The sequence below is a fragment of the Streptomyces sp. ALI-76-A genome (genome assembly GCF_030287445.1).
In the GTDB taxonomy this organism is placed as follows: Bacteria; Actinomycetota; Actinomycetes; order Streptomycetales; family Streptomycetaceae; genus Streptomyces.
This window is the reverse complement of the sequence record NZ_JASVWB010000004.1, coordinates 493,757-512,756: the sequence shown is the minus strand read 5'-3', so window position 1 is coordinate 512,756 and position 19,000 is coordinate 493,757. Positions and strand designations below refer to the sequence as shown.

The 19,000-nt window shown below is 70.7% G+C and carries 22 protein-coding genes and 2 pseudogenes; 7 read left to right on the top strand and 17 right to left on the bottom strand.

Annotated features, from left to right (window positions below; all coding sequences use genetic code 11):
* Positions 1–56: 56 nt before the first annotated feature.
* Together QQS16_RS38715 and QQS16_RS38710 are read right to left on the bottom strand one after the other, a co-directional pair.
* Entirely contained in the window at positions 57–581 is a 525-nt protein-coding gene (locus QQS16_RS38715) for a hypothetical protein (RefSeq protein ID WP_286067268.1), read from the bottom strand.
* A 168-nt stretch (positions 582–749) separates the two neighbouring features.
* A complete protein-coding gene (locus QQS16_RS38710) occupies positions 750–1,127 on the bottom strand; it encodes a hypothetical protein (protein ID WP_286067267.1) in 378 nt (125 codons plus the stop codon).
* A gap of 379 nt (positions 1,128–1,506) precedes the next feature.
* On the opposite strand from QQS16_RS38710, the gene QQS16_RS38705 reads away from it, so the two are divergent.
* From QQS16_RS38705 to QQS16_RS38695, 3 genes are all read left to right on the top strand, one after another.
* Positions 1,507–2,931 carry a helix-turn-helix domain-containing protein gene (locus tag QQS16_RS38705; protein WP_286067266.1) on the top strand — a complete coding sequence of 475 codons (1,425 nt, stop codon included), beginning with the start codon at positions 1,507–1,509 and terminating at the stop codon, positions 2,929–2,931.
* A gap of 390 nt (positions 2,932–3,321) precedes the next feature.
* Positions 3,322–3,552, top strand: a complete 231-nt coding sequence (locus QQS16_RS38700) for a hypothetical protein (RefSeq protein WP_286067265.1) — start codon at positions 3,322–3,324, stop codon at positions 3,550–3,552.
* 204 nt (positions 3,553–3,756) lie between these two features.
* Complete coding sequence (locus tag QQS16_RS38695) at positions 3,757–4,269, top strand: gluconokinase (RefSeq protein WP_286067264.1); 513 nt, start codon at positions 3,757–3,759, stop codon at positions 4,267–4,269.
* Positions 4,270–4,304: 35 nt separating this feature from the next.
* Here the strand turns inward: QQS16_RS38695 and QQS16_RS38690 are convergent, their stop codons facing one another.
* The 3 genes from QQS16_RS38690 to QQS16_RS38680 all read right to left on the bottom strand — a co-directional run bounded on the left by QQS16_RS38690 (position 4,305) and on the right by QQS16_RS38680 (position 6,377).
* On the bottom strand, positions 4,305–4,850 hold the full coding sequence (locus tag QQS16_RS38690) for a DUF488 domain-containing protein (protein ID WP_286068123.1): 546 nt from the start codon (positions 4,848–4,850) through the stop codon (positions 4,305–4,307).
* Positions 4,851–5,028: 178 nt separating this feature from the next.
* A complete protein-coding gene (locus tag QQS16_RS38685; RefSeq protein ID WP_286067263.1) occupies positions 5,029–5,439 on the bottom strand; it encodes a ChaB family protein in 411 nt (136 codons plus the stop codon).
* Between the two features lie 371 nt (positions 5,440–5,810).
* On the bottom strand, positions 5,811–6,377 hold the full coding sequence (locus QQS16_RS38680; RefSeq protein WP_286067262.1) for a VanZ family protein: 567 nt from the start codon (positions 6,375–6,377) through the stop codon (positions 5,811–5,813).
* A 607-nt stretch (positions 6,378–6,984) separates the two neighbouring features.
* Here QQS16_RS38680 and QQS16_RS38675 point away from each other — a divergent pair.
* Positions 6,985–7,302, top strand: a complete 318-nt coding sequence (locus QQS16_RS38675) for a hypothetical protein (RefSeq protein ID WP_286067261.1) — start codon at positions 6,985–6,987, stop codon at positions 7,300–7,302.
* Positions 7,303–7,405: 103 nt separating this feature from the next.
* Positions 7,406–7,753 carry a VOC family protein gene (locus QQS16_RS38670; RefSeq protein ID WP_286067260.1) on the top strand — a complete coding sequence of 116 codons (348 nt, stop codon included), beginning with the start codon at positions 7,406–7,408 and terminating at the stop codon, positions 7,751–7,753.
* 173 nt (positions 7,754–7,926) lie between these two features.
* On the opposite strand, the gene QQS16_RS38665 is transcribed toward QQS16_RS38670, so the two are convergent.
* The 6 genes and pseudogenes from QQS16_RS38665 to QQS16_RS38640 form a co-directional block, all read right to left on the bottom strand.
* Positions 7,927–8,358, bottom strand: a complete 432-nt coding sequence (locus tag QQS16_RS38665) for a tetratricopeptide repeat protein (RefSeq protein WP_286067258.1) — start codon at positions 8,356–8,358, stop codon at positions 7,927–7,929.
* Between the two features lie 150 nt (positions 8,359–8,508).
* A complete protein-coding gene (locus tag QQS16_RS38660; RefSeq protein WP_286067257.1) occupies positions 8,509–9,615 on the bottom strand; it encodes an LLM class flavin-dependent oxidoreductase in 1,107 nt (368 codons plus the stop codon).
* A gap of 370 nt (positions 9,616–9,985) precedes the next feature.
* On the bottom strand, positions 9,986–10,993 hold the full coding sequence (locus QQS16_RS38655; RefSeq protein WP_286067256.1) for a pirin family protein: 1,008 nt from the start codon (positions 10,991–10,993) through the stop codon (positions 9,986–9,988).
* A 126-nt stretch (positions 10,994–11,119) separates the two neighbouring features.
* Positions 11,120–11,587: a MarR family winged helix-turn-helix transcriptional regulator gene (locus QQS16_RS38650; protein WP_286067255.1), complete on the bottom strand. Its 468-nt coding sequence runs from the start codon at positions 11,585–11,587 to the stop codon at positions 11,120–11,122.
* A gap of 44 nt (positions 11,588–11,631) precedes the next feature.
* A pseudogene (locus tag QQS16_RS38645) lies at positions 11,632–11,930 on the bottom strand (MerR family transcriptional regulator); the annotation flags it as partial.
* A gap of 94 nt (positions 11,931–12,024) precedes the next feature.
* Complete coding sequence (locus QQS16_RS38640; protein ID WP_286067254.1) at positions 12,025–12,582, bottom strand: dihydrofolate reductase family protein; 558 nt, start codon at positions 12,580–12,582, stop codon at positions 12,025–12,027.
* 140 nt (positions 12,583–12,722) lie between these two features.
* Between QQS16_RS38640 and QQS16_RS38635 the strand changes: the two genes are divergently transcribed.
* A complete protein-coding gene (locus QQS16_RS38635; RefSeq protein ID WP_502963964.1) occupies positions 12,723–13,001 on the top strand; it encodes a DUF5707 domain-containing protein in 279 nt (92 codons plus the stop codon).
* A gap of 249 nt (positions 13,002–13,250) precedes the next feature.
* On the opposite strand, the gene QQS16_RS38630 is transcribed toward QQS16_RS38635, so the two are convergent.
* Together QQS16_RS38630 and QQS16_RS38625 are read right to left on the bottom strand one after the other, a co-directional pair.
* Entirely contained in the window at positions 13,251–13,451 is a 201-nt protein-coding gene (locus tag QQS16_RS38630) for a hypothetical protein (protein ID WP_286067253.1), read from the bottom strand.
* A 185-nt stretch (positions 13,452–13,636) separates the two neighbouring features.
* Entirely contained in the window at positions 13,637–14,830 is a 1,194-nt protein-coding gene (locus QQS16_RS38625; protein ID WP_286067252.1) for an MFS transporter, read from the bottom strand.
* An 88-nt stretch (positions 14,831–14,918) separates the two neighbouring features.
* On the opposite strand from QQS16_RS38625, the gene QQS16_RS38620 reads away from it, so the two are divergent.
* Complete coding sequence (locus tag QQS16_RS38620) at positions 14,919–15,680, top strand: DeoR/GlpR family DNA-binding transcription regulator (RefSeq protein ID WP_286067251.1); 762 nt, start codon at positions 14,919–14,921, stop codon at positions 15,678–15,680.
* A 66-nt stretch (positions 15,681–15,746) separates the two neighbouring features.
* On the opposite strand, the gene QQS16_RS38615 is transcribed toward QQS16_RS38620, so the two are convergent.
* The 4 genes and pseudogenes from QQS16_RS38615 to QQS16_RS44095 all read right to left on the bottom strand — a co-directional run.
* Positions 15,747–16,295 carry an NAD(P)H-binding protein gene (locus QQS16_RS38615; protein WP_286067250.1) on the bottom strand — a complete coding sequence of 183 codons (549 nt, stop codon included), beginning with the start codon at positions 16,293–16,295 and terminating at the stop codon, positions 15,747–15,749.
* Complete coding sequence (locus QQS16_RS38610) at positions 16,273–16,524, bottom strand: hypothetical protein (RefSeq protein WP_286067249.1); 252 nt, start codon at positions 16,522–16,524, stop codon at positions 16,273–16,275. Before QQS16_RS38610 ends, QQS16_RS38615 begins: the two co-directional genes overlap by 23 nt.
* A 252-nt stretch (positions 16,525–16,776) precedes the next feature.
* Complete coding sequence (locus QQS16_RS44100) at positions 16,777–17,745, bottom strand: 5-dehydro-4-deoxyglucarate dehydratase (protein ID WP_286068121.1); 969 nt, start codon at positions 17,743–17,745, stop codon at positions 16,777–16,779.
* 129 nt (positions 17,746–17,874) lie between these two features.
* Positions 17,875–18,405, bottom strand: a pseudogene (locus tag QQS16_RS44095) (NAD(P)-dependent oxidoreductase); the annotation flags it as partial.
* Between the last annotated feature and the right edge of the window lie 595 nt (positions 18,406–19,000).

Below are 19,000 nucleotides of genomic sequence, written 5' to 3'. Positions count from 1 at the left end.
CGTGGGTCCCGGGTCTGCCGGGACGGACCAGGTGGAGCGGCTCGGCGGCTCCGCCGTCAGCGGGAGCTCGTCGTGGTGATGTCGGAGATGTGGTTGTACCGCTCCACCACCACGAAAAGCCTGGTCTTCTGTGTCGTCTCCCCGCTGCCGAAGGTCAGGGTGACGACGACTTCATGGCTGTGGCCCATGGAGCCGTTGTCGGTCACCGTCCACCGCGCCGGGACGTTCTGAGCGCGCAGGACGCCGTCCACCCCGTTCTCCTTCTCCCAGGTCGCCAGCCGCTTGGCGAAGTCGGACGTCAGGTAGTGCTCCCGGAGCGCCGTGGCGAGCGTGACGTCCGGGTCCGTGTAGTCGCTCTTCGCGTCGACGTACGCGCCGTAGAAGTCGGCGACCCGGGTCACCACGTGGCCGGTCGTGCCGCTGACCGACTGCGGTGCGGCGACGGCCGCCTTCGCGGGAGCGTGGACGGACGCCTGCGCCGACACCTGTGCCGACATACCGAGTCCGACAGCCAGGAGGAGGCCGGCGGCGACAGCCGCGCGGCGGCCCGGACGACGGCGTGCGGGGGAGTTGCTGTTCATGTGGGTCTTCCTTTTCTGATCCGTATGTGGATTCGTTTGTGGATCCGTGTGGATCCGTATCCGGCCTGGTGGGCTCGCCCGGGGCCGTCATGTGACGGCGGAAGCCGTGGGGTGCCGGACGCCGTGCTCAGGTACTGGGCGCCGGCTGCTCGAGCGGATTCAGCGAATTCAGCAGGTGGGACTGCTGGAGATCCTTATTCCGGTGACGCTGTACGCGTTCGTGAACATGGTCTCGGTGTTCACCGACAGGCAGATCGACTTCCCGTCCTGGAGTCGCAGATACGCCACGTCGTCGTTCCGGGTGTTCACGACGCGGTAGTGCGGGCGGGGCCTGACGGTCTGGTAAGAACTGGTGACATCGCGGTACTTCGCTATCGGCGTGCCCGCTCTCCATGCCTGATCGTCCACGTAGAAGCAGACGTACGGGTACGGACAGCCGTAGAGAGGCGGCTCCGCCTGGGCCGTCGAGGCGCCGGTCACGGACATGGCTGCGACGGCCACGCTCACGCCCCCGAGACCTGCCGCCTTCCGGATGACGGACTTCATCGAACCTCCAAGAATTCAAGTTGATCGTCTGACACGGCAGCCGCGGATGGTGTTCCGTTGCGGATGGCGCTCGCCGGCAGGGCGAGGCCGCTGCTGCGACGAGTACGGAAGCCGGCATCGTGAGCGTGTGTGACGACGTATCAAGCGCGGTTGCCATGGGGGCAACCGTGGATGGATGCGTGTCGGACGTCGCCCGGCCCCGGTCGGTCCCTGGAGCCATCCCTGGTCGGTGCGACACCAAGAGCATCGGCGGTCACGGGAGTCCAGCACAACGACTACCGCCCCTTTGCCGACGTGGAACCGTTCCACCCCGTCTGACGTGCAGGAACATGAGTGCCTGGAATACGGGATCACAGGCGGACGACGGAGGAACGGTGCGATGCGGGACGATGTAGCGGAGTTCGCGGCGCTGCTGCGCCAGTTGAAGGACCGCACGGACCGGAGCTACGGCTCCCTGGCCCGCCGCCTCACCATGAACACCTCCACGCTGTACCGGTACTGCGCGGGCGAGGCGGTGCCGCAGGACTTCGCGCCCGTGGAGCGGCTCGCGGCCTTCTGCCAGGCGACACCGGAGGAACGGCTCGAGCTGCACCGGCTGTGGTTGTCGGCGGTGGCGGCTCGGCAGCGGATGCGTACGGCCGGTTCGCCGGAGGCGGCGGTTCCGACGCGCGACGCTGACACCGACGGGAACACCGACGGGGACGTGGACCGGGACCGGGACCGGGCCGGAGACGCGGACCGAGACGAGAACGCCGGCCGAGACGGGAACGCGGGCCAAGTCGCTGACGCGGACGGGGCACCCACCGAGGAGAGCCGCTCCGCGGGGCAGCAGGGGGCCGAACCCGACCCGGACGAGCCCGCTCCCTCCCCCGGTCGCACCTGGTACCGCCGTCGCCGGCTCCTGGTGTCCAGCGCCGTCGGCTGCGCGCTGCTCACCATCGTGGGCAGCACGGCCGCTCTCTCGGGCGACCGCGCCTCCGGGGCGAACGCCTCGCGCTCCCCGGGCCCGCGGACGACCGCCCCCGGTGTGCCCCGTGGTTCCGCGACAACGTCGGCCACCGCCTCCCCCTCCCCCTCTCCTTCCCGCGGCTCCGCGTCGCCCGGCCCCCGGCAGGAGACCCCCGCCCCGTCCGCCACCCGCAGCGGTCCCGCCCCGGCTGAGGAACCGGCCACCGGCCTGCCCCTCACCTGGAGCACCGACTCCCTGGTCTGGGACAAGGGCTGCGACCACGACTACGTCATCGACAAGCCGCCCGCCCAGGTGCCGTCGCCGCCGGTGGAGCAGGACGCCGGGGCGTGGGCGGCTGCGCAGGGCGCGTCGCACGGGCGGCAGACGAGGGTGCAGATCTCGGTACAGGGGCGGTCGTCCACAGCCGTGGTCCTGAAGGCGCTCCGCGTCCGCGTCGTCAGCCGGGGCGAACCGGCCGCCGGGAGCGCGTACGCCATGGGCCAGGGCTGCGGCAGCGACCTCACGCCCCGCCGCTTCACCGTGAACCTCGACGCCGACCGGCCGGTCGCCCACCCGAAGGACGGCGCCGACGTCGAACGCACCATCCCGGCCGTGCACTTCCCGTACCGCGTCTCCGCCGAGGACCCCGAGGTGCTGCTGGTCGCCGCGACCACACAGGCCCATGACGCCCGCTGGTACCTCGAACTCGACTGGTCCTCCCAAGGCCGCACCGGCACGATCCGCATCGACGACCACGGCCGCCCGTTCCGCACCACCAGCATCAAAGGAATGCCGCACTACTGGTACGGCACGAACGACGCGGGCGCGCGTGCTTGGGTCCCGTACGACGGCTGACACTCCAGCAGCCGCTCCGACGCTTTCGCTTCCAACGGGTCGAGCCTCGTCGGCGGATGCGGGACGACGTCCGCGGTCGCCCGGCCTTCTCCGCCCGGTCGGCCCGGTCGAGGAGGCCCTCGACTTCCTGACCTTCTTCACCGACGGCAACCTCATCAAGAACGCGTGGATGACTCCGAACACCATGTACGTGGAGGGCGGGAACCTGGCGATCGAGAGCCGGCTGACGGCGGCCCAGTCGGTCCTCGACATGGCCGTGCAGAGTCACGGCGGCGTCGTACGGGTCTTCCCGTCCGTATCGCGGCGCTGGCCCGACTCTCGTTCCGAGGTCTGCGTACGCAGGGCGCGTTCCGCATCGACACGGACCGGTCAGGTGGCCGGACCCGATGGGTGCGCGTACACAGCCAGGCCGGCGCCCCGCTCGTGCTGCAACACGGCATCGACGTACGGGACGAGCGCGGGCGGCGGCCGCGCTACCGGGAAACCGGACCCGGACGTGTCCAGATCCCGCTCGGCCGCGAGGAAACAGCCGTCGTCTCCCCGCGCGGCAGCCACCCGGACCTGAGTCCACGCGACGTGCCGGCCGTCGGCGACACGAAGCCGTGGGGGCTCCCGGACTGAGCCGATGGACCCCGCTGGAGCAGACCACGACCACGCGGAGGACGTTCCGGGCGCCTGAGCCACTTTCCCGACGGCTTGTCCCGTCGGGCCGGGTGCTCGGCGACACCGCCGAAAGGGGCGGAGGTCGCCGGGCAACTCCGTACGCCGAGCGCGCGTCACCAAGCGCCCAGTCGTCCGCTCGTCGGGCTGCGCTAGCCTGACGGGATGGTGCGCGAGGAAAATGCTCCGTTGGTCGTGGTGATGGGTGTGTCCGGCTCCGGAAAGACCACCGTGGGACAGTCCCTGGCACAGCTGTTGCACGTGCCGTTCGCGGAAGCCGACGATCTCCACTCCCCTGAGAACGTGGCCAAGATGCGTGCGGGGAAGGCTCTGGACGACGAGGACCGGCGGCCCTGGCTCGATGCCATCGCCGCGTGGCTGCTCAAGCATGACTCCGGAGGCGGAGTCATCACCTGCTCAGCCTTGAGACGGAGTTATCGCGAGCGCCTGGCGTCGGCATCCTCACGCGTGTTCTTCGTCCATCTGCACGGTCCGGCGGAGCTCATCGCGGAACGCATGGCCGCGCGGCGAGGGCATTTCATGCCGGTCGAGCTCCTTCAGTCCCAGCTGGATGCGCTGGAGCCCCTCACCGCGGAAGAACGCGGAGCTGTTGTTCCCATCACCGGTACCGCGGAAGAGATAACCCACCTCGCCCTGACCGCTGTGCGCGACCACTGACGCAGTGGGCAGGACCGGGCGAGCCTGCGCGTCCCTCACGTCGCAGGGGCGGTCTCACCGTCATAGACGAGCAGACCGTCGGCCCGGAGCCGCACTCCCGCGGTCGGCGCGTGCGCTGTCAGGCGACCGTCGTGCATGAGGTGATCGACGGGCACACCACGGGCGAGCACGGCGAAGTCGGCGATGAGGCGTCGGTGACATCGCCACCACACCGCTTCGCTGCACATCACCGCCGTACGTTCCGCTGCCGCCCGCTGCACCAGATCGTCCATCGCGGCGACGAACTCCGGGGTGCGGGTGTGTGCGGCATAGCCGCGGAAGGAGGCATTGCGCCAGACCGTGTCCGGTGAGCCCGGCTCAGGCTTACGGAATCCGCCCAGACGCGGCTCCCACCGGTAGGCGATTCCCTCCTCGGGCAGCCACTGGGCAAGTCGCTGCCGCGACAGGTCCGGGTCGCGGCGGCTGCCGGGAGCGGTCCTGACGTCCACCACGGCGGCCATGCCTGCCCCGCGCAGCAGTTCCCCCAGCGCTGCCCGGCCGACGGTGCTGTGACCGACGGTGACCAACGAGGAGCCGGGCATCAGGACCTCCCCACTCACTGTGCGTACCTGTCCCCAGCACACACTGCGGCTGAAGCTGTTCGATCAGGTCGGTGTCCATCTCGCCGGTACCCGTCCCACCGCTGTCGCCTCCGCCGACGGACCGTCGGCCGCGCTGAGGCCCGCACGCCTCCACGTCCTGGCGGGGCCGCAACAAGGATCAGCCCGTACGGGTACGGGCCGCGCGGGTACGGGAGCGGTTGGCCTTGCGGATCGCGTCGAGCAGCTCGGACTTCGACATCCCTGACCGCCCGTCGATGCCCAGGCGCCGCGCGAGATCGTAGAGATGCTGCTTGGAGGCGTGCTCGTCGACGCCCTCCCCGCTGCGTCCGCCCTGCCCGGGAGGCCGGGCCGACCGCGGATCGGAGGGACCCTTGCGGCCGCCCTCCTTCCGCTCCCAGTGGTCGCCGACCTTCTCGTGCGTGTGCTTGAGCGCGCCGTAGGCGACCCGGTGTGCCCGCTCGCCCTCCCCGTACTGCTCGACGGCGGAGTCGTGCGCCTCGATCCAGGTGCGCTGGGCCCGCTTCGATGAGCGCTGGAGGGTCGACGGCAGCTCTTGTCGTCCGGGCATGTGACTCACCTCCTGGGTCAGGTCCGCGTGGACCGGGTTCCCGTCGCAGGACAGTGGTAACGGCGGCACCTGCCACCTCACCTGCGGCGGGCCCGGCTCGCGACCGGCGTGGCACCGGGTGCACGGGGTTCCGTACGGCGTGGCACCGGCCACCGTCTCCAGTCGAGGGGCCGGGCGACTCGGCGGGGCCGGAATGAGCACTCCGATCCGGACCGGCCACCGTACGGACCGGCCACCGTACGGACCGGCCGCCGTGCGCGGCGGTCGCAGCCCCAGCCCCCAGCCCCCAGCCCCCAGCCCCCAGCCCCCAGCCGAGCATGCCGGGGCACCGCCCATATGCGCGGTGCCCCGTCAGCATCCGCCGACTGAGCCTACGCGGGGTCCGTGGATGCCATCTGGCGCTTGGTGAACCGGTGCCACCAGTGGCGGCGGCGGGGGTGAACCGCGCGGCCGAGCCGGAGGCCGATCAACAGATAGCCGATGAGGGCACCCGTGGTGTTGAGCAGGACATCGTCGATGTCGAAGGCGCGCCCGGTGATGAGAGCACCCTGGACGAGTTCCACGAGCAGCATCACGAGAGCCGTGGCCACCGCTACGCGGACCAGCCCTCGCGTTCGGGGCACCAGGACCGGCAGCAGCACACCGAACGGGATCCCCATCACGATGTTTCCACCGAGCTGCTTGACCGTGTCACCGGACGCCGGCTGCTCGAGATAGGCACGGATGGAATCACCAGGACGCAGATTGCTGTGCGTCAACGACACGGATGCCGCCGACGGTTCAAGAGTCAGCCGGGCCAGCACCACGGCAAAGGCCACCGCCCCCGCGAAGGCCAGCATCATGGCCAGCACCCGGCCGAACGGAGACAGGGGAGGCTCGTAGCCCCGCTCCTCGGGATTCTTCGTGGTGGTCTTGTCACGCAGGACTATCCGCGCCATTGAAAAGCTCCCAGCCAACATTGCTTCTGCTTTGACATTCCGAGTACCTCGTCGTGAAGCGGCGCGCTGCGTGGCGGTTCACCCGAACCTGTTCGCGTTCCGAATCGGCGCCACGCTCGCAGAGTCCTCCTGGCTGCGGCTGAAGACCCGGCCGGACACCGGGCCACGCCGTGCCACAGTCTCACAGCCGGCGACACCGCGTTGACGTTGACCGGCAACCTTCGCCTCACCGTCACCAGCCCGCACGACGGAACACTCGTCGCGTTCGTGCAGCGGCCCTCACCAGGGCAACGCTCACGGGGCACGGCATCGCGCGGCGTGCGGACGCGGCCGACCGGGAGAGCCGACTGCGTCCGCCCACCACCACCTCGCTGGGAGAACACCACGCTTCGACACGATGTCCGGCTTCCCCGCCGAGCAACCCGCACACTGCACCACTCGCGTGGGCGTCGGCCCGCAGCTCGCCGGCCCGCTCGCCCACTGGTCGGACCAGACGATGAGCCGCCGATGACGCCGACCGCGTGACATTCCGCCATCGCCGCAACCCACACACACCGCACCCCAGTCCTCCCCCACAGAACCACAACCCGCCGACGAGGAGACCCCCATGACCAGTACCGCCTTCGAACACGGCACCCCGCAGACCTTCGTCGACCCCTACGCCGCCGACACCAGCCAGTTCCCCTGGCCGCATCCCGCCGACCGACACCCCGACACCGACTACCTGCTTCCGCCCCCCAACCCCACCCAGCGTCTCACCCCCGCCATCGACCCTCGAGACCGGCGGCGCCTGGACCTGCACGCAGCCCTGACCGCGGCCGGCGTCCCCCCACACCCCGAAGACCGCCACGCCATCGACCAAATCAGCGCCCTGCCCGCCGACATCAACGACACCCTCCAGCGCTGGCTGCACCACACCACGTAGTTCACGCCAAGCAGTCACGGTGGTCGGCGGGGTGCGTGCGAAGCCGGACGTGGCGTAGTACTCCTGGGAGTCCCAGGCACACTCTTCTCTCTTGGAGCCCTCGATGGCCGTTCGCCGTGTCATGCCAATCCTCCGGACGGACGCGGCGGAGGAGAACCTGGAGTTCTACGGCCTGCTGGGTTTCGAGGAGGTCATGAATCTCGGCTGGATCGTGACGCTCGCCTCGCCGTCCACTCCGGCGGCACAGCTCAGCTTCATGGCCGACGACAAGACCGCGCCCGTCACGCCGGACGTGAGCGTGGAGGTGGATGACGTGGACGCGGTCCATGCGGCCATGCGGGACAGCGGCGCGGAGATCGTGCACCCCTTGCGGGACGAGGAGTGGGGTGTGCGGCGGTTCTTCGTCCGCGACCCTGACGGCCGGGTGATCAATGTGCTGAGCCATCGCTGACTCCGGCCTCGCGCCGACCGGCCTGAACCACCTCCTGCCGGACCTGCCGTGGCCCGCGTCCTCCAGGTCGACGTCGCACGACGGCTCGGCCGGCTCATCTCCTACGGCGCCCGCCCGGCGGCGATGGCGTCGGGCCGGACAGGCCCGACGCCATCGTTCGCAGTCGCCTGCACTCAGTGGTGGTCCGCAGTCCCGCCGGAGAAGGCGGCAGCCATACGCAGCCAGGATCCGGCCTCCTCGTGCCGCCCCTGTCGTTCCAGGGTGCGGCCCAGCATCAGATGGGCGTAGTGCTCCACCGGGTCACGGTCGATGATCAGGCGCAACTGCTCCTCCGCGCGCCGCAGTTGAGCGGAGTGGTAGTAGGCCCGGGCCAGCAGCAGCCGGGGGCCGGTCTGCTCCGGGACCTCCTCGACGACGACGCCGAGCAGCCGGGCGGCGCCGATGTAGTCCTTGGCCTCGAAGAGCAGCCGCGCCCGCTCCCAGCGTTCGGCGACGGTCTCCTCGTCCGGGACCCCGGCACCGTTCTCGAACAGGTGCAGGGCGCTCGCCCAACGGTCGGGCGCTACTCCGCCGTTGGCCCGGTAGTCGCTGAAGTCGTTGTTCATCGGTACTCCTTTCCATGCTGCCGGGCGCCCGGCACGGGCCGCGACTGCGGGCGTCCACGTCTCGTCGGGCGTCCGCCGCACCGCGGCGGTTGGGGCCCCGGCCCAGGGATCCGTCGTCGGATCCTTCCGCAGCCGTCCTTCCGTACCGCCTCAGGCCACCGGATCCGGGGACGGCGCACCCTCGGCGTCGCGGCCGGCGAGCAGCGACGCGTGGGTGGGGGCATCGGGCACGTCGGCCGGCCGGTCCTTGGCGAACTCCTCGCGCAGGACGGGCACGACCTCCTCCCCCAGCATGTCGATCTGCTCAAGCACGGCCTTCAACGGGACTCCGCCACCGTCCACGACGAACAGCTGACGCTGGTAGTCGCCGAAGTACTCGCGGAAGGTGAGCGTCTTCTCGATGACCTGCTCGGGGGTACCGACGGTCAGGGGGGTCTGATCCATGTACTCCTCCATGGGGATACCGCCGCCCATCACCGGCGAGTGGTCGAAGAACGGGCGGAACTCACGGATGGCGTCCTGGGACCTGCGGCGCATGTACACATGTCCGCCCAGCCCCACGATCGCCTGTTCGGGCGTCCCGTGGCCGTAGTGCGCGTACCGCTCCCGATAGAGGCTGATCAGCCGCTGGAAGTGCTCCTTGGGCCAGAAGATGTTGTTGGCGAAGAAGCCGTCACCGTAGTACGCGGCCTGCTCGGCGATCTCCGGCGAGCGGATCGAGCCGTGCCAGACGAAGGGCGGTACCCCGTCCAGGGGTCGGGGCGTGGAGGTGAAGCCCTGCAACGGCGTACGGAACCGACCCTGCCAGTCGACCAGGTCCTGGCGCCACAGTTTGTGCAGCAGGGCGTAGTGCTCGATGGCGAGATCGATGCCGTCGCGGATGTCCTTGCCGAACCACGGATAGACCGGCCCGGTATTGCCACGGCCCATCACCAGGTCCACGCGACCGTCGGCCAGGTGCTGGAGCATCGCGTAGTCCTCGGCGATCTTCACCGGGTCGTTCGTCGTGATCAAGGTGGTCGCGGTGGAGAGCACCAGCTTCTCGGTGCGCGCCGCTACGTAGCCGAGCATGGTGGTCGGTGAGGACGGCACGAAGGGCGGGTTGTGGTGCTCGCCGGTCGCGAAGACGTCGAGCCCGACCTCCTCGGCCTTCTGCGCGATGGCGACCATCGCCTTGATCCGCTCGTGTTCGGTGGGGGTGTGCCCGGTGGTCGGATCGGTGGTCACGTCACCGACAGTGAAGATGCCGAACTGCATCGTCCTCAGCCTTCCAAGTAAGTTGATGCGTCAACTACACCTGGGGAACACGGTGCGGATCGCCTCTATTCCGCCACCGAAGCCTGCCGTCCCGGTCCCGCTCGCCGCCCCGCACTCCCCCGAGCCACGCACGGCCGAGCCATGGCGCGGCCCACCCCTGGAGCGGGCCGCGCCATGGCCATCGCCCCGCCGGAGCACACCGCTCCGCCGGAGCACACAAGGCGAGGCGGTGGAGGCCGAAGCGGTGGACGACCCGGCCCAGGGTGGACGACCCGGCCCAGGAGGCACGACCGGACCAAGAGGGCACGATCGGCCCAGGAGAGCACACAGGAGGGCACGACCGGCCTACGAGGTGCCCTCCGGAAGACGGTCAGCCACGGGCGGGGGGATTGCGGCGCGGCAGGATCACGGCGTTCGGCAGGGCCGGGGCGGGAAGGCGGCCTCCCGGGTACCCCGCCACATCGCCGAAGCGGTCGGAGGCGGCCTCCCAGTCCTCTCGGGCCCGGACGATGTCCTCATGGCTGCGCCCGATGAAGTTCCACCACATGACGATCTCCTCCTCGAACGGAGTTCCGCCCAGCAGAACGGCCCGGGCCGGACCGTTCGACTCGTTCGCCAGCGTCAGGGTGCCGACACCCGGGGGCAGGTAACCCAGTTCGGCCGGGCGCAGCACCGTGCCCGACAGGCGGACGTCACCGTGGTCGACGAGGAGACCGTGCTCGAAGCCGGCGTCCACAGCGAGACTGATCGCCGCGCCCGGCTCCAGGGTGATCTCGGCGCCGAGGAGAGGCGTGAAGCTCCGCACCGGTGAGGAGACCCCGGCGAGCGAGCCCAGGAACACCCTGATCTCGGCCCCGTCGACCCGCACGGGTGCGGGGACATGGTGCTGGAAGTCGCGCTCGGCGCCCCGGTGTTCCCCGGGCAGCGCCACCCACAGCTGGACGCCGTGGAGGACGGTGGTGCTCGGGGTGGAGACCTCCGAGTGGCTGATGCCGTACCCGCCGGTCATGAGGTTCATCTCGCCGGGCCGGATGAGGGCATGGGTGCCGAGGCTGTCGCGGTGCTCGACCTCCCCGCTGAAGAGCCAGCTCACGGTCTGCAGGCCGGTGTGCGGGTGGGGAGCGACGTCCATGCCGCGTGTCGCGGTGACATCGACAGGGCCGTAGTGATCGGCGAAGCACCAGGCTCCGATCAGGGTCCGAGCGCGTTGCGGCAGGGTGCGCCGCACCAGCATCGCCCGGGGTCCACCGAGTGGCACGTCCCGGGCGGCCAGCACCTCGACCGCGGGCGCCTCGGCCTCAGGCACCTCGTCGGGCCGCCTGCTGTCGACCGGTGCCCCACACCTCAGTTCCGCCGGTTCGGTTTCCACGTTGCTCACCGGGACCACCTCTCACGCTTCCCGCATCATCGCAATCTAGTTGTTGCATCAACTATGATGTCACGCGGGCCGGGCGACAGCCACAGCGTCCGGGTACCGGTGGGAGGCCTCCCCGGGCCCGTGCCGTCAGGACGGGTCCTCGTCCAGCTTGCTCACCACTCGTTCGGAGATCTGGGCCAGCGTCCGCAGTTCCGCCGGCGTGACGTGGTCGAGGAACAGGGTGCGCACCGCCCGCACATGCAGCGGAGCAGCGGCCTCGATCGCCGTACGTCCCGCTTCGGTGATCACGACGAACGCCCCGCGCCCGTCCTCGGCGCACTCGTCCCGTTCTACCAGCCCGCGCTTCACCATGCGGGCGATGTGATGGGACATCCGGCTCTTCTCCCACTCCAACGCCCGGGCGAGGTCCAGGAAGCGCTGCCGCCCTTCCGGTACGTCCGTCAGATTGACCAGGACCGCGAAGTCGGCGACCGACAGATGGGACTCGGCTTGCAGCAGGCGGGCCAGTCGGCCCCCCAGCCTCTCCTGCAACCTCACGAAGCTCCGCCACGCGCGCTGCTCTTCCGGCGTCAACCACCGCACGGTCTGTTCCATAGGCGCAGTCTAAACCTAGTTGACACTTCACCCAATGAGGCCCATATGGTGCCCTCGCTTTGGATCGTCCGGGCCTTCCCTCGACCCGGGCCATCCGTGCCGCGGCCTCAGCTGCGGCGGATTCCAGTTCTGCCCGGCGCAGCCGCAGCATGCCGCGGAGTTCCTCGGTGCTGACGTCCTCGTCGAGGATCGCCCGGACCTGGTCCAGTGTGAACCCCAGGTGCTTGAGGGCGATAACGCGGTCGAGCCGGGCGAACTGGGTGGCTGCGTGATAGCGGTAACCGCTGGACGGGTCGACGTGGGCCGGGCGCAGCAGCCCGACGGCGTCGTAATGACGCAGCATGCGGACCGACACGCGGCCATGCCTGGCGAAGTCTCCGATGGTGCGCGATCCCGGTTCGCCGCGGCGGGCGGCAGGCGGGACCGACCGATGCTGCTCAGCGGGTCCGGTAGCGGGCGTAGATCAGTCCGCTGTCGAAGGCACGCTCCTCGACCAGCTCGAGATCGAGGCGCACACCGTCGGGGAAGAACCGCTTGCCGCCGCCGACCACGCTCGTGGTGATGAACAGGTGGTACTCGTCCACCAGGCCGGCCGCGATGGCCTGGGCCGCGAGGTTCGGGCCGTCGACGGTGAGGTCGTGCTCAGCCTCGGCCTTGAGCCCGCGCACGGCGTCCGGGTCGAAGGTCCGCTCGATCCTGGTCCTCGCGCTGGACACCGACTCGAGGGTCGTGGAGTACACGATCTTCTCCGCGGCCTGCCAGTCGCGGGCGTACTCCAGGATGTGCGGCGGCTGGTCCGGCTGGGTGTGCGCGGTCTCCCAGTAGACCATCGTCTCGTACATCCGTCGGCCGTAGAGGTACGTGCCGACGGGGCGGAAGAGGTCGCCGACGAAGGTATGCACCTCCTGGTCGTCGGCCCCGGTGCCGAGGCCGCCCTCCGCCGCCTCGGCGTAGCCGTCGAGCGAGGTGATCATCGAGTAGATGAGCTGTGCCATGCGTCTCCTCCGAGTACGAGCGCGTCAGTCGCCGGTGGTCCTGCGGGCTGTGACCTCCGCACGACCCGGAACTCATCGATCGGCTGCCCGGCCGGTTCCGCCGACCGGCATGTCCCGGACAAGCGCACCCCGTCGGCGGGTTGCCCGCGCAGTCCCGCGCCCTGACCACCCACCGCACCAAGCGGGTGGCCCACGGCCGGGCGGACATCATGGTCGACGCCGTCGAGTTGTGGCCGCGCACCGACTCACAGGATTGCGCCCTGAGTGAGGACACCGCGCGCTGCGTCTACACCGTCAGCGTCACCCGCGCCGAAGCCGACGCGTCCCCGCGCGGTCTGTGGCACGTCGCCGTCCTGGCCACCGCCGGGGACGGCGACACCACGCTGGACACCAAGGCGGCCGACTTCACCGTCAGGTGATCCACAGGCGCGTCGATCGTGCCATACGTGCGGTCCGGGACCGCGCGCCCGCGTATCTCCGGGGCCAGGAGAGCAGGTCGTCGTGTCGGCGGTCGAGCAAGCGGATGAGTGCCTTCGGCCGGAGCCGCTCGGCGATGTGGACGCGCTCGCGTTTTCGGCAGGCAGCGCGGCCGTACTGCGGCGGGCACGGGCGCGGGCACCCGCTCACGAGGAACGGATGCCCGCTCGGGTCGAGGGCCGGGCGCTGGTTCAGCCGCCGAGAACGCCCGACGGGAGCAGCGACCGGAGCGACGTGGCCGGGTGCCCCACCTCCAGGGACCCGAGAAGGCCGCCGAGGAAGGGAGCGCCGGGCGCTCCGGCGGAGGGGCCAGGAGCCGGCGCGGCCTGAGCGGCAGGAGCGGACAGGAGAGCGACGGCCAGGACGGAGACACAGGCGAGTTTCTTGATCATGTCCGGCCCGACGACCGGCACCCCGCGGGCAACGCTCAGGTCACCTGCTTGACGCAGCGGCAGGCGCCTTCCTCGGTGGCCCAGTGCTTCCTGCTTCCGCCTGGTGAGGCAGGACGATGCCTGCGGCTCGGTGACCAGTCTCCGGAGCCTGCGCGGCGTGGGGTCAGGCCGCGCCGCGCAGGCGGTCAGGAGGTCAGTTCGGCGGTGCGCGGCCGGTCCGGATCCGGCGAGGGGCGCAGGATTCCGGCCGCGGCCGCGGCGGTCGCGCAGAACAGGGTGAGCAGCAGGAAGGTGTGGTTGAGGGCCATGAGATGGGTCATCCAGCCGATGACGGCGGGACCCGCGAGCATGCCGATGTAGCCGAGTCCGGCGACCCGGGAGACATTGGTGCCCGCGGCCGCGGGGTCGGCGTGTCCGGCGGCACTGAACAGTTGCGGAACGCAGCCGGACAGGCCCAGGCCGAACAGCGCCCAGCCGGTCAGCGCCGCCCAGATCCAGGGAGAGAGGGCCACGACCGTGATGCCGACGCCGGCCAGGGCCGCGCCGTACCGCAGCACGGCGACCGGCCCGAACCGCGCGGACATCCGGTCCGCCAAGAGTCTGCCGACGGTCATGGTGGCCGCGTAGGTCCCGTAGGCGAAAGCGGCGGTGCTCTCCGGCGCGTCCAGGACGGCTTCGAGGTGCAGGACACTCCAGTCGTTGGCGGCTCCCTCGCACAGCATGACCAGCAGGGCCAGGACGGCCAGGAGCCAGATCCGGGCGGGCACGGCGCGCTTCTTCCCCTCGGGCTCACCCTCCGCGTCGGCCACGGGGGCGGTCGGTACGGCGGGCAGGAGGCCGCGGGCCGACACCAGAGCGACGATGACGCCGACGCCCGCGGCGGTGCCCAGTGTCGTGGCCGGGTCCCAGCCGAGGTCGATGGCCGCGGCACCGGCGAGCGCGGCCAGGACACCGCCGATGGAGAACGTGGCGTGGAAGGCCGACATGACCGGCCGTTCGTACGCCTTCTCCACCTGTACGGCATGCGCGTTCATGCTGACGTCGAGGGTGCCGTTGCCGCATCCGAAGAGCAGGAGGGCTGCCGCGAGGGTCCACGGTTCCCGGGCGAGACCGGGCAGTACCAGGGTCACGCTGCACAGCACTGCGGCCAGGGGAACGACGGCGCGTGCGCCGAGCCGGTCGGACAGACGCCCGCCGACCTGCATGCCGACGAAGGCCCCGGCCCCCAACAGCACGAGAAACCCGCCCAGGGCCGCGTGGCTGATGCCGACACGGTCCTCGATGGCCGGGATCTGCACCACCCACATGCCCAGCAACGTGCCATTGAGTACGAAATAGATGAAGGTCACAACGCGAGATGCGCGGAGCGCTCGTTCCATACGGACACCATAACGAACACGATGACCGTTTGAAACCCGGCTCTTCGATCGCATGCCATGTTCGATCAGAGTGGTGTTGAATCACGGTATGAGCACCTCGGAACGTCACCGACTGATCGCCCAGGCCGTCCAGGAGGCGGGGACGGCCACGGTCACCGAACTCGCCGACCTGACGGGTGCCTCGGAGATGACCATCCGTCGCGATCTGGACCACTTGGCCTCGCAAGGCGTCCTCGAGCGGTTCCGTGGCGGCGCGCGCAGCCTCCTCCTGCGAGGAGAGGAACCTCCCTTCGCGCTGCGTGCCCACGAGGCCGTCGATGCCAAGCGCCGGATCGCGGCGGAGGTGGCCTCGCTCATCTCCGACGGCGAGACCGTCCTGCTCGACAGCGGCACGACCTGCCTGGAGGTCGCACGCCTGCTGCACGGCCGGCAGGTCACCGTGATGCCCCTGTCGTTGCAGGCGATCGACATCCTCGGTGACGCCCCCGAACCGACCTCGCTCCTGGTCCCCGGGGGCCGGCCGCGTGCCGGCGAGGGAGCCCTCACCGGGCCCCTCACCCTCGCCTCGCTGGCGGCGCTGCGCTTCGACACCGCCGTCCTGGGCTGCTGCGGCTTGACCGCCGGCGACGGCATGACCGCCTACGATCTCGACGAAGCGGCGGTGAAGAAGGCGGTCATCTCCTCGGCGCGCCGCATCATCGCCGCCGCGGACGGCAGCAAACTCGGCCGCACCACCCACGCCTACGTCGGGCCCTCCACTCTGGTGCACACCCTTGTCACCGACGCCACCGCGTCCGCCGACGAGACCACCGCACTCGAAAGCAGGGGCGTCACTCTCAGGATCGTCTGAACCGGGCTGCCGACCCCACCCGCACGGCAGGTGTCCGTTCCGTGCGGGAGCGGCCCACCAGACGGGTCACGAGGGCACGTTCGCTCGGACCGCCTCTTCGATGGGTGTCGGCCCTGTGTCGAGTTCGAGGATCTGCCGGCCGATCCGGGGCTCATGGAGCAGTTCGGCGAGGGTGGCGGCGACGTCGTCGCGAGCGATCTCACCGTGGAGTTCTGCCGGCCCGAGGGAGACGGTGCCGGTTCCCGGACCGTCGAGGAGGAGTGAGGGACGCAGGATCAGCCAGTTCAGACCGCTACGGCTGAGCGCGACGTCTGCCTGCTTCTTCACGGCGAAGTAGTACTCGACCTCCTCGCCGAGGTCGCGTTCCCGCCATGATTCCAGGTCACCGACGTCGACGTACGTCGGCGGCAACCTCGTCAGATCGTCGGCCCGCGCCGGCGCCGCGTAGGGCGACACCCGGTCGGTCCCGAACTCCTCCCCCAGATACGCCTCCCACGCCTGGAGGTTCGCCTCGCGACTCCACGCTCCGGATCCGGTGTTGGCGAACTGGAGGGCGTCGATGAACGGTCGTCCAGCATGGGAGAGACCAGCGTCAGGCGATCCGGGGTCCGCCACGGTCGCGCGCGAGCAGCGCGGTGGCCGTTGCCAGGCAGCCGGGAGCGAGAACTCCCGTGGCCCCCGCCCTCAGACAGACGTCGGCCTCTTGTGCGCCGAGGACACCGAAGACGAGGGTGGGGGCCACCGCGGAAGCGGCGGAGACGAGTTCCGAGAACGCGGAGACGCCCTGAGGCCGGATGGCGCGGTCGAGGAGAATGACATCCGGTCCCGCGGCAGCCGTGAGCACTGCGCACTGCTCGCCGTCACGGACAGCGATCCGGGCAGCCCGGTCCGTCCCGCCGACATGCCCTCGCATTCGGTCAGTCCCTCCACGTCCCAGGCCCCGGCTTCCCCCGCCGCGACCCCATGATCCGACAGCACCGCACCCGACGACTTCCGCCGCGACCGGGACCGTGTCGTCGACCGCTCCTCCGGCACCCCGGACCTTCCTCCGGGATCCCGGTATCCGCCGCGCCGACGACCCGGCCCGGGCGGCGGCTCAGCCGAGTGCGGCCCGTCCTTCGGCGATGAGCGCCGCGAGTTCCTCCACCTCCGGCCCGGTGAGGGGCGTCAGCGGCGGGCGCACCGGTCCGGCCTTGATGCCGGACAGGGTCACCCCCGCCTTCACCAGCGACACCGCGTATCCCGGCACCCGCCGGCGCAGCCGGACCAGGGGATGGAAGAAGGCCCGTTGCAGCGCGTCGATCCGTTCCTGGTCGCCCTCCTCGATCGCCCGGTGGAAGGCGAGGGAGATGTCCGGCGCGAAGGCGAAGGCGGCCGAGGAGTACAGCTCCACGCCCAGTGCCCGGTAGGCCGGTTGGCTCGCCTCGGCCGTGGGCATGCCGTTGAAGAACTGGAAGTCCTTGCCGGACGCGCTCAGCGCGTCACGCACGGCCGGGACGATGCGCGCGACGAGGTCGAGGTCGCCGGTGCCGTCCTTCAGGCCCGTCACGGTCGGCAGTTGGGCCACCTCCACCGCCGAAGCCTCGTCGAAGCGGGCGTTCGCCCGGCTGTAGACGATCATCGGCAGGTCCGTCTCCTGGCCGACCGCACGGGCGTAGGCGACGAGTCCCGCGGCGGGTGACTCGACCAGGTAGGGCGGCATGAGCAGGAGGCCGTCCGCGCCGGCCTCGGCCGCGGCACAGGCGAACTGCCGGGCCAGGCCCAGCGCGCCCCCGGCTCCGGCGTACACCGGGACGCGTCCCGCCGCCGCGTCGACGGCGGTACGCACCACCGTGGCGTACTCCTCGCGGTCCAGGGCGTGGAACTCGCCGGTGCCGCAGGCGATGAACACGCCGCCCGGTCCGGCGTCGACCCCTGCGGTGACGTGCTGGTGCAGGGCGTCGAGATCGACGTCACCGGTGGTGGTGAAGGGGGTGACGGGGAAGAAGAGAAGGCCTTCGAGCACGGGTGATTCCTCACGGGTCGGAGAGGTGGCGGGGGTGGCTGTCGAGCGCCCGTCGTCCAGGGCTCGGCGATCATCGGCGCGCACGACGTTGACGAGCGGGTCGCCGCGTCGCAGGCGCCCGATGTTGTCGGCGATCTCCGCGGCACGGGCGGCGAAGGTGTCGGTGGTGTGGCCGGAGTGGTGCGGGGTCATGAGCACGTTGGGCAGTTGGTGGAAGGGCAGTCGGCTCGGTGCCTGGGGCGGGGCGCGCCACCAGGTGTCCAGCGCGGCGCCGCCGATGACGCCGGAGCGCAGTGCCTCGTAGAGCGCCTCCTCCTGGACCACCGGCCCTCGCGCCACGTTGACCAGGAGTGAGCCGGGCCCCATGGCCGCCAGTTCGGCCGGACCGATCAGTCCGCGGGTGCCGGGGCCCAGCGGGACCGTGACCACCACGACGTCGGACTCGGCGAGGAGTTCGGGCAGCCGGTCGCTCCCGCCGACCCAGTCGGGCCGCAGGTCGGCGGGGAACGGGGCGGAGGGGTCACGCCGCACGGCGCGCACCCGCAGGCCGGCCGCCTGACACAGCCGGGCGACCTCGGTGCCGGTCTCGCCGAACCCGATGACCCCCACACGGCGTTCCCCCAGCGTCGTCCCGAAGGGGAGCCCGGGGTCCACGGCGACGTTGCGCCACCGTCCCTCGCGCAGGGCCCGGTCGGCGCCCAGCACGTCGCGGGAGAGCATCAGGATCGACATGAGCACGTACTCGGCGATGGAGCGGCCGTGGTGGTGGGTGGTGGCCACCGTGACTCCGGGGCCGAGCGCGGCCAGCGGGATGCCGTCGTAGCCGGCGCCCACGACGTGGACCAGCCGTAGCCGCGCGGCCCGCCGGGCGTCCTCGGCCCGCAGTGTCGAGCCGACGTAGACCTCGACGTCCGGGACGGCCCCGGAGACGTGCGCGGGGTCCCAGTCCCAGGCGTCCAGCCAGTCGTGGCTGCCCTCCGTACGCGCCTTGAGCGGCTCGTGGAAACGGCTCAGGATGCGGTGATTGAGCATGATGCGCATGAGGCGGTCACCACCGGGGGCTTGGGCGAGAAGGACGGGTGGGCGCGGCGCGTGGGTCCTGTGTCGTCGCGGTCGCGCGGTCCGCGGTCGGGGTACGCCGGTGGAGGTGGGCGCGCGCGACCCGGTCCGGTTCCACACCTTTCGCCCCGAACACCTTCCCGTCATCCATACCGCCGTCCTCATACATAGCCAGCGTTCTCATATGTGGACACCAGTTGTACGCACGGGTACCGGTCGTGTCAATGGGCGGGTCCACTCGACGACGAGGGGGCGT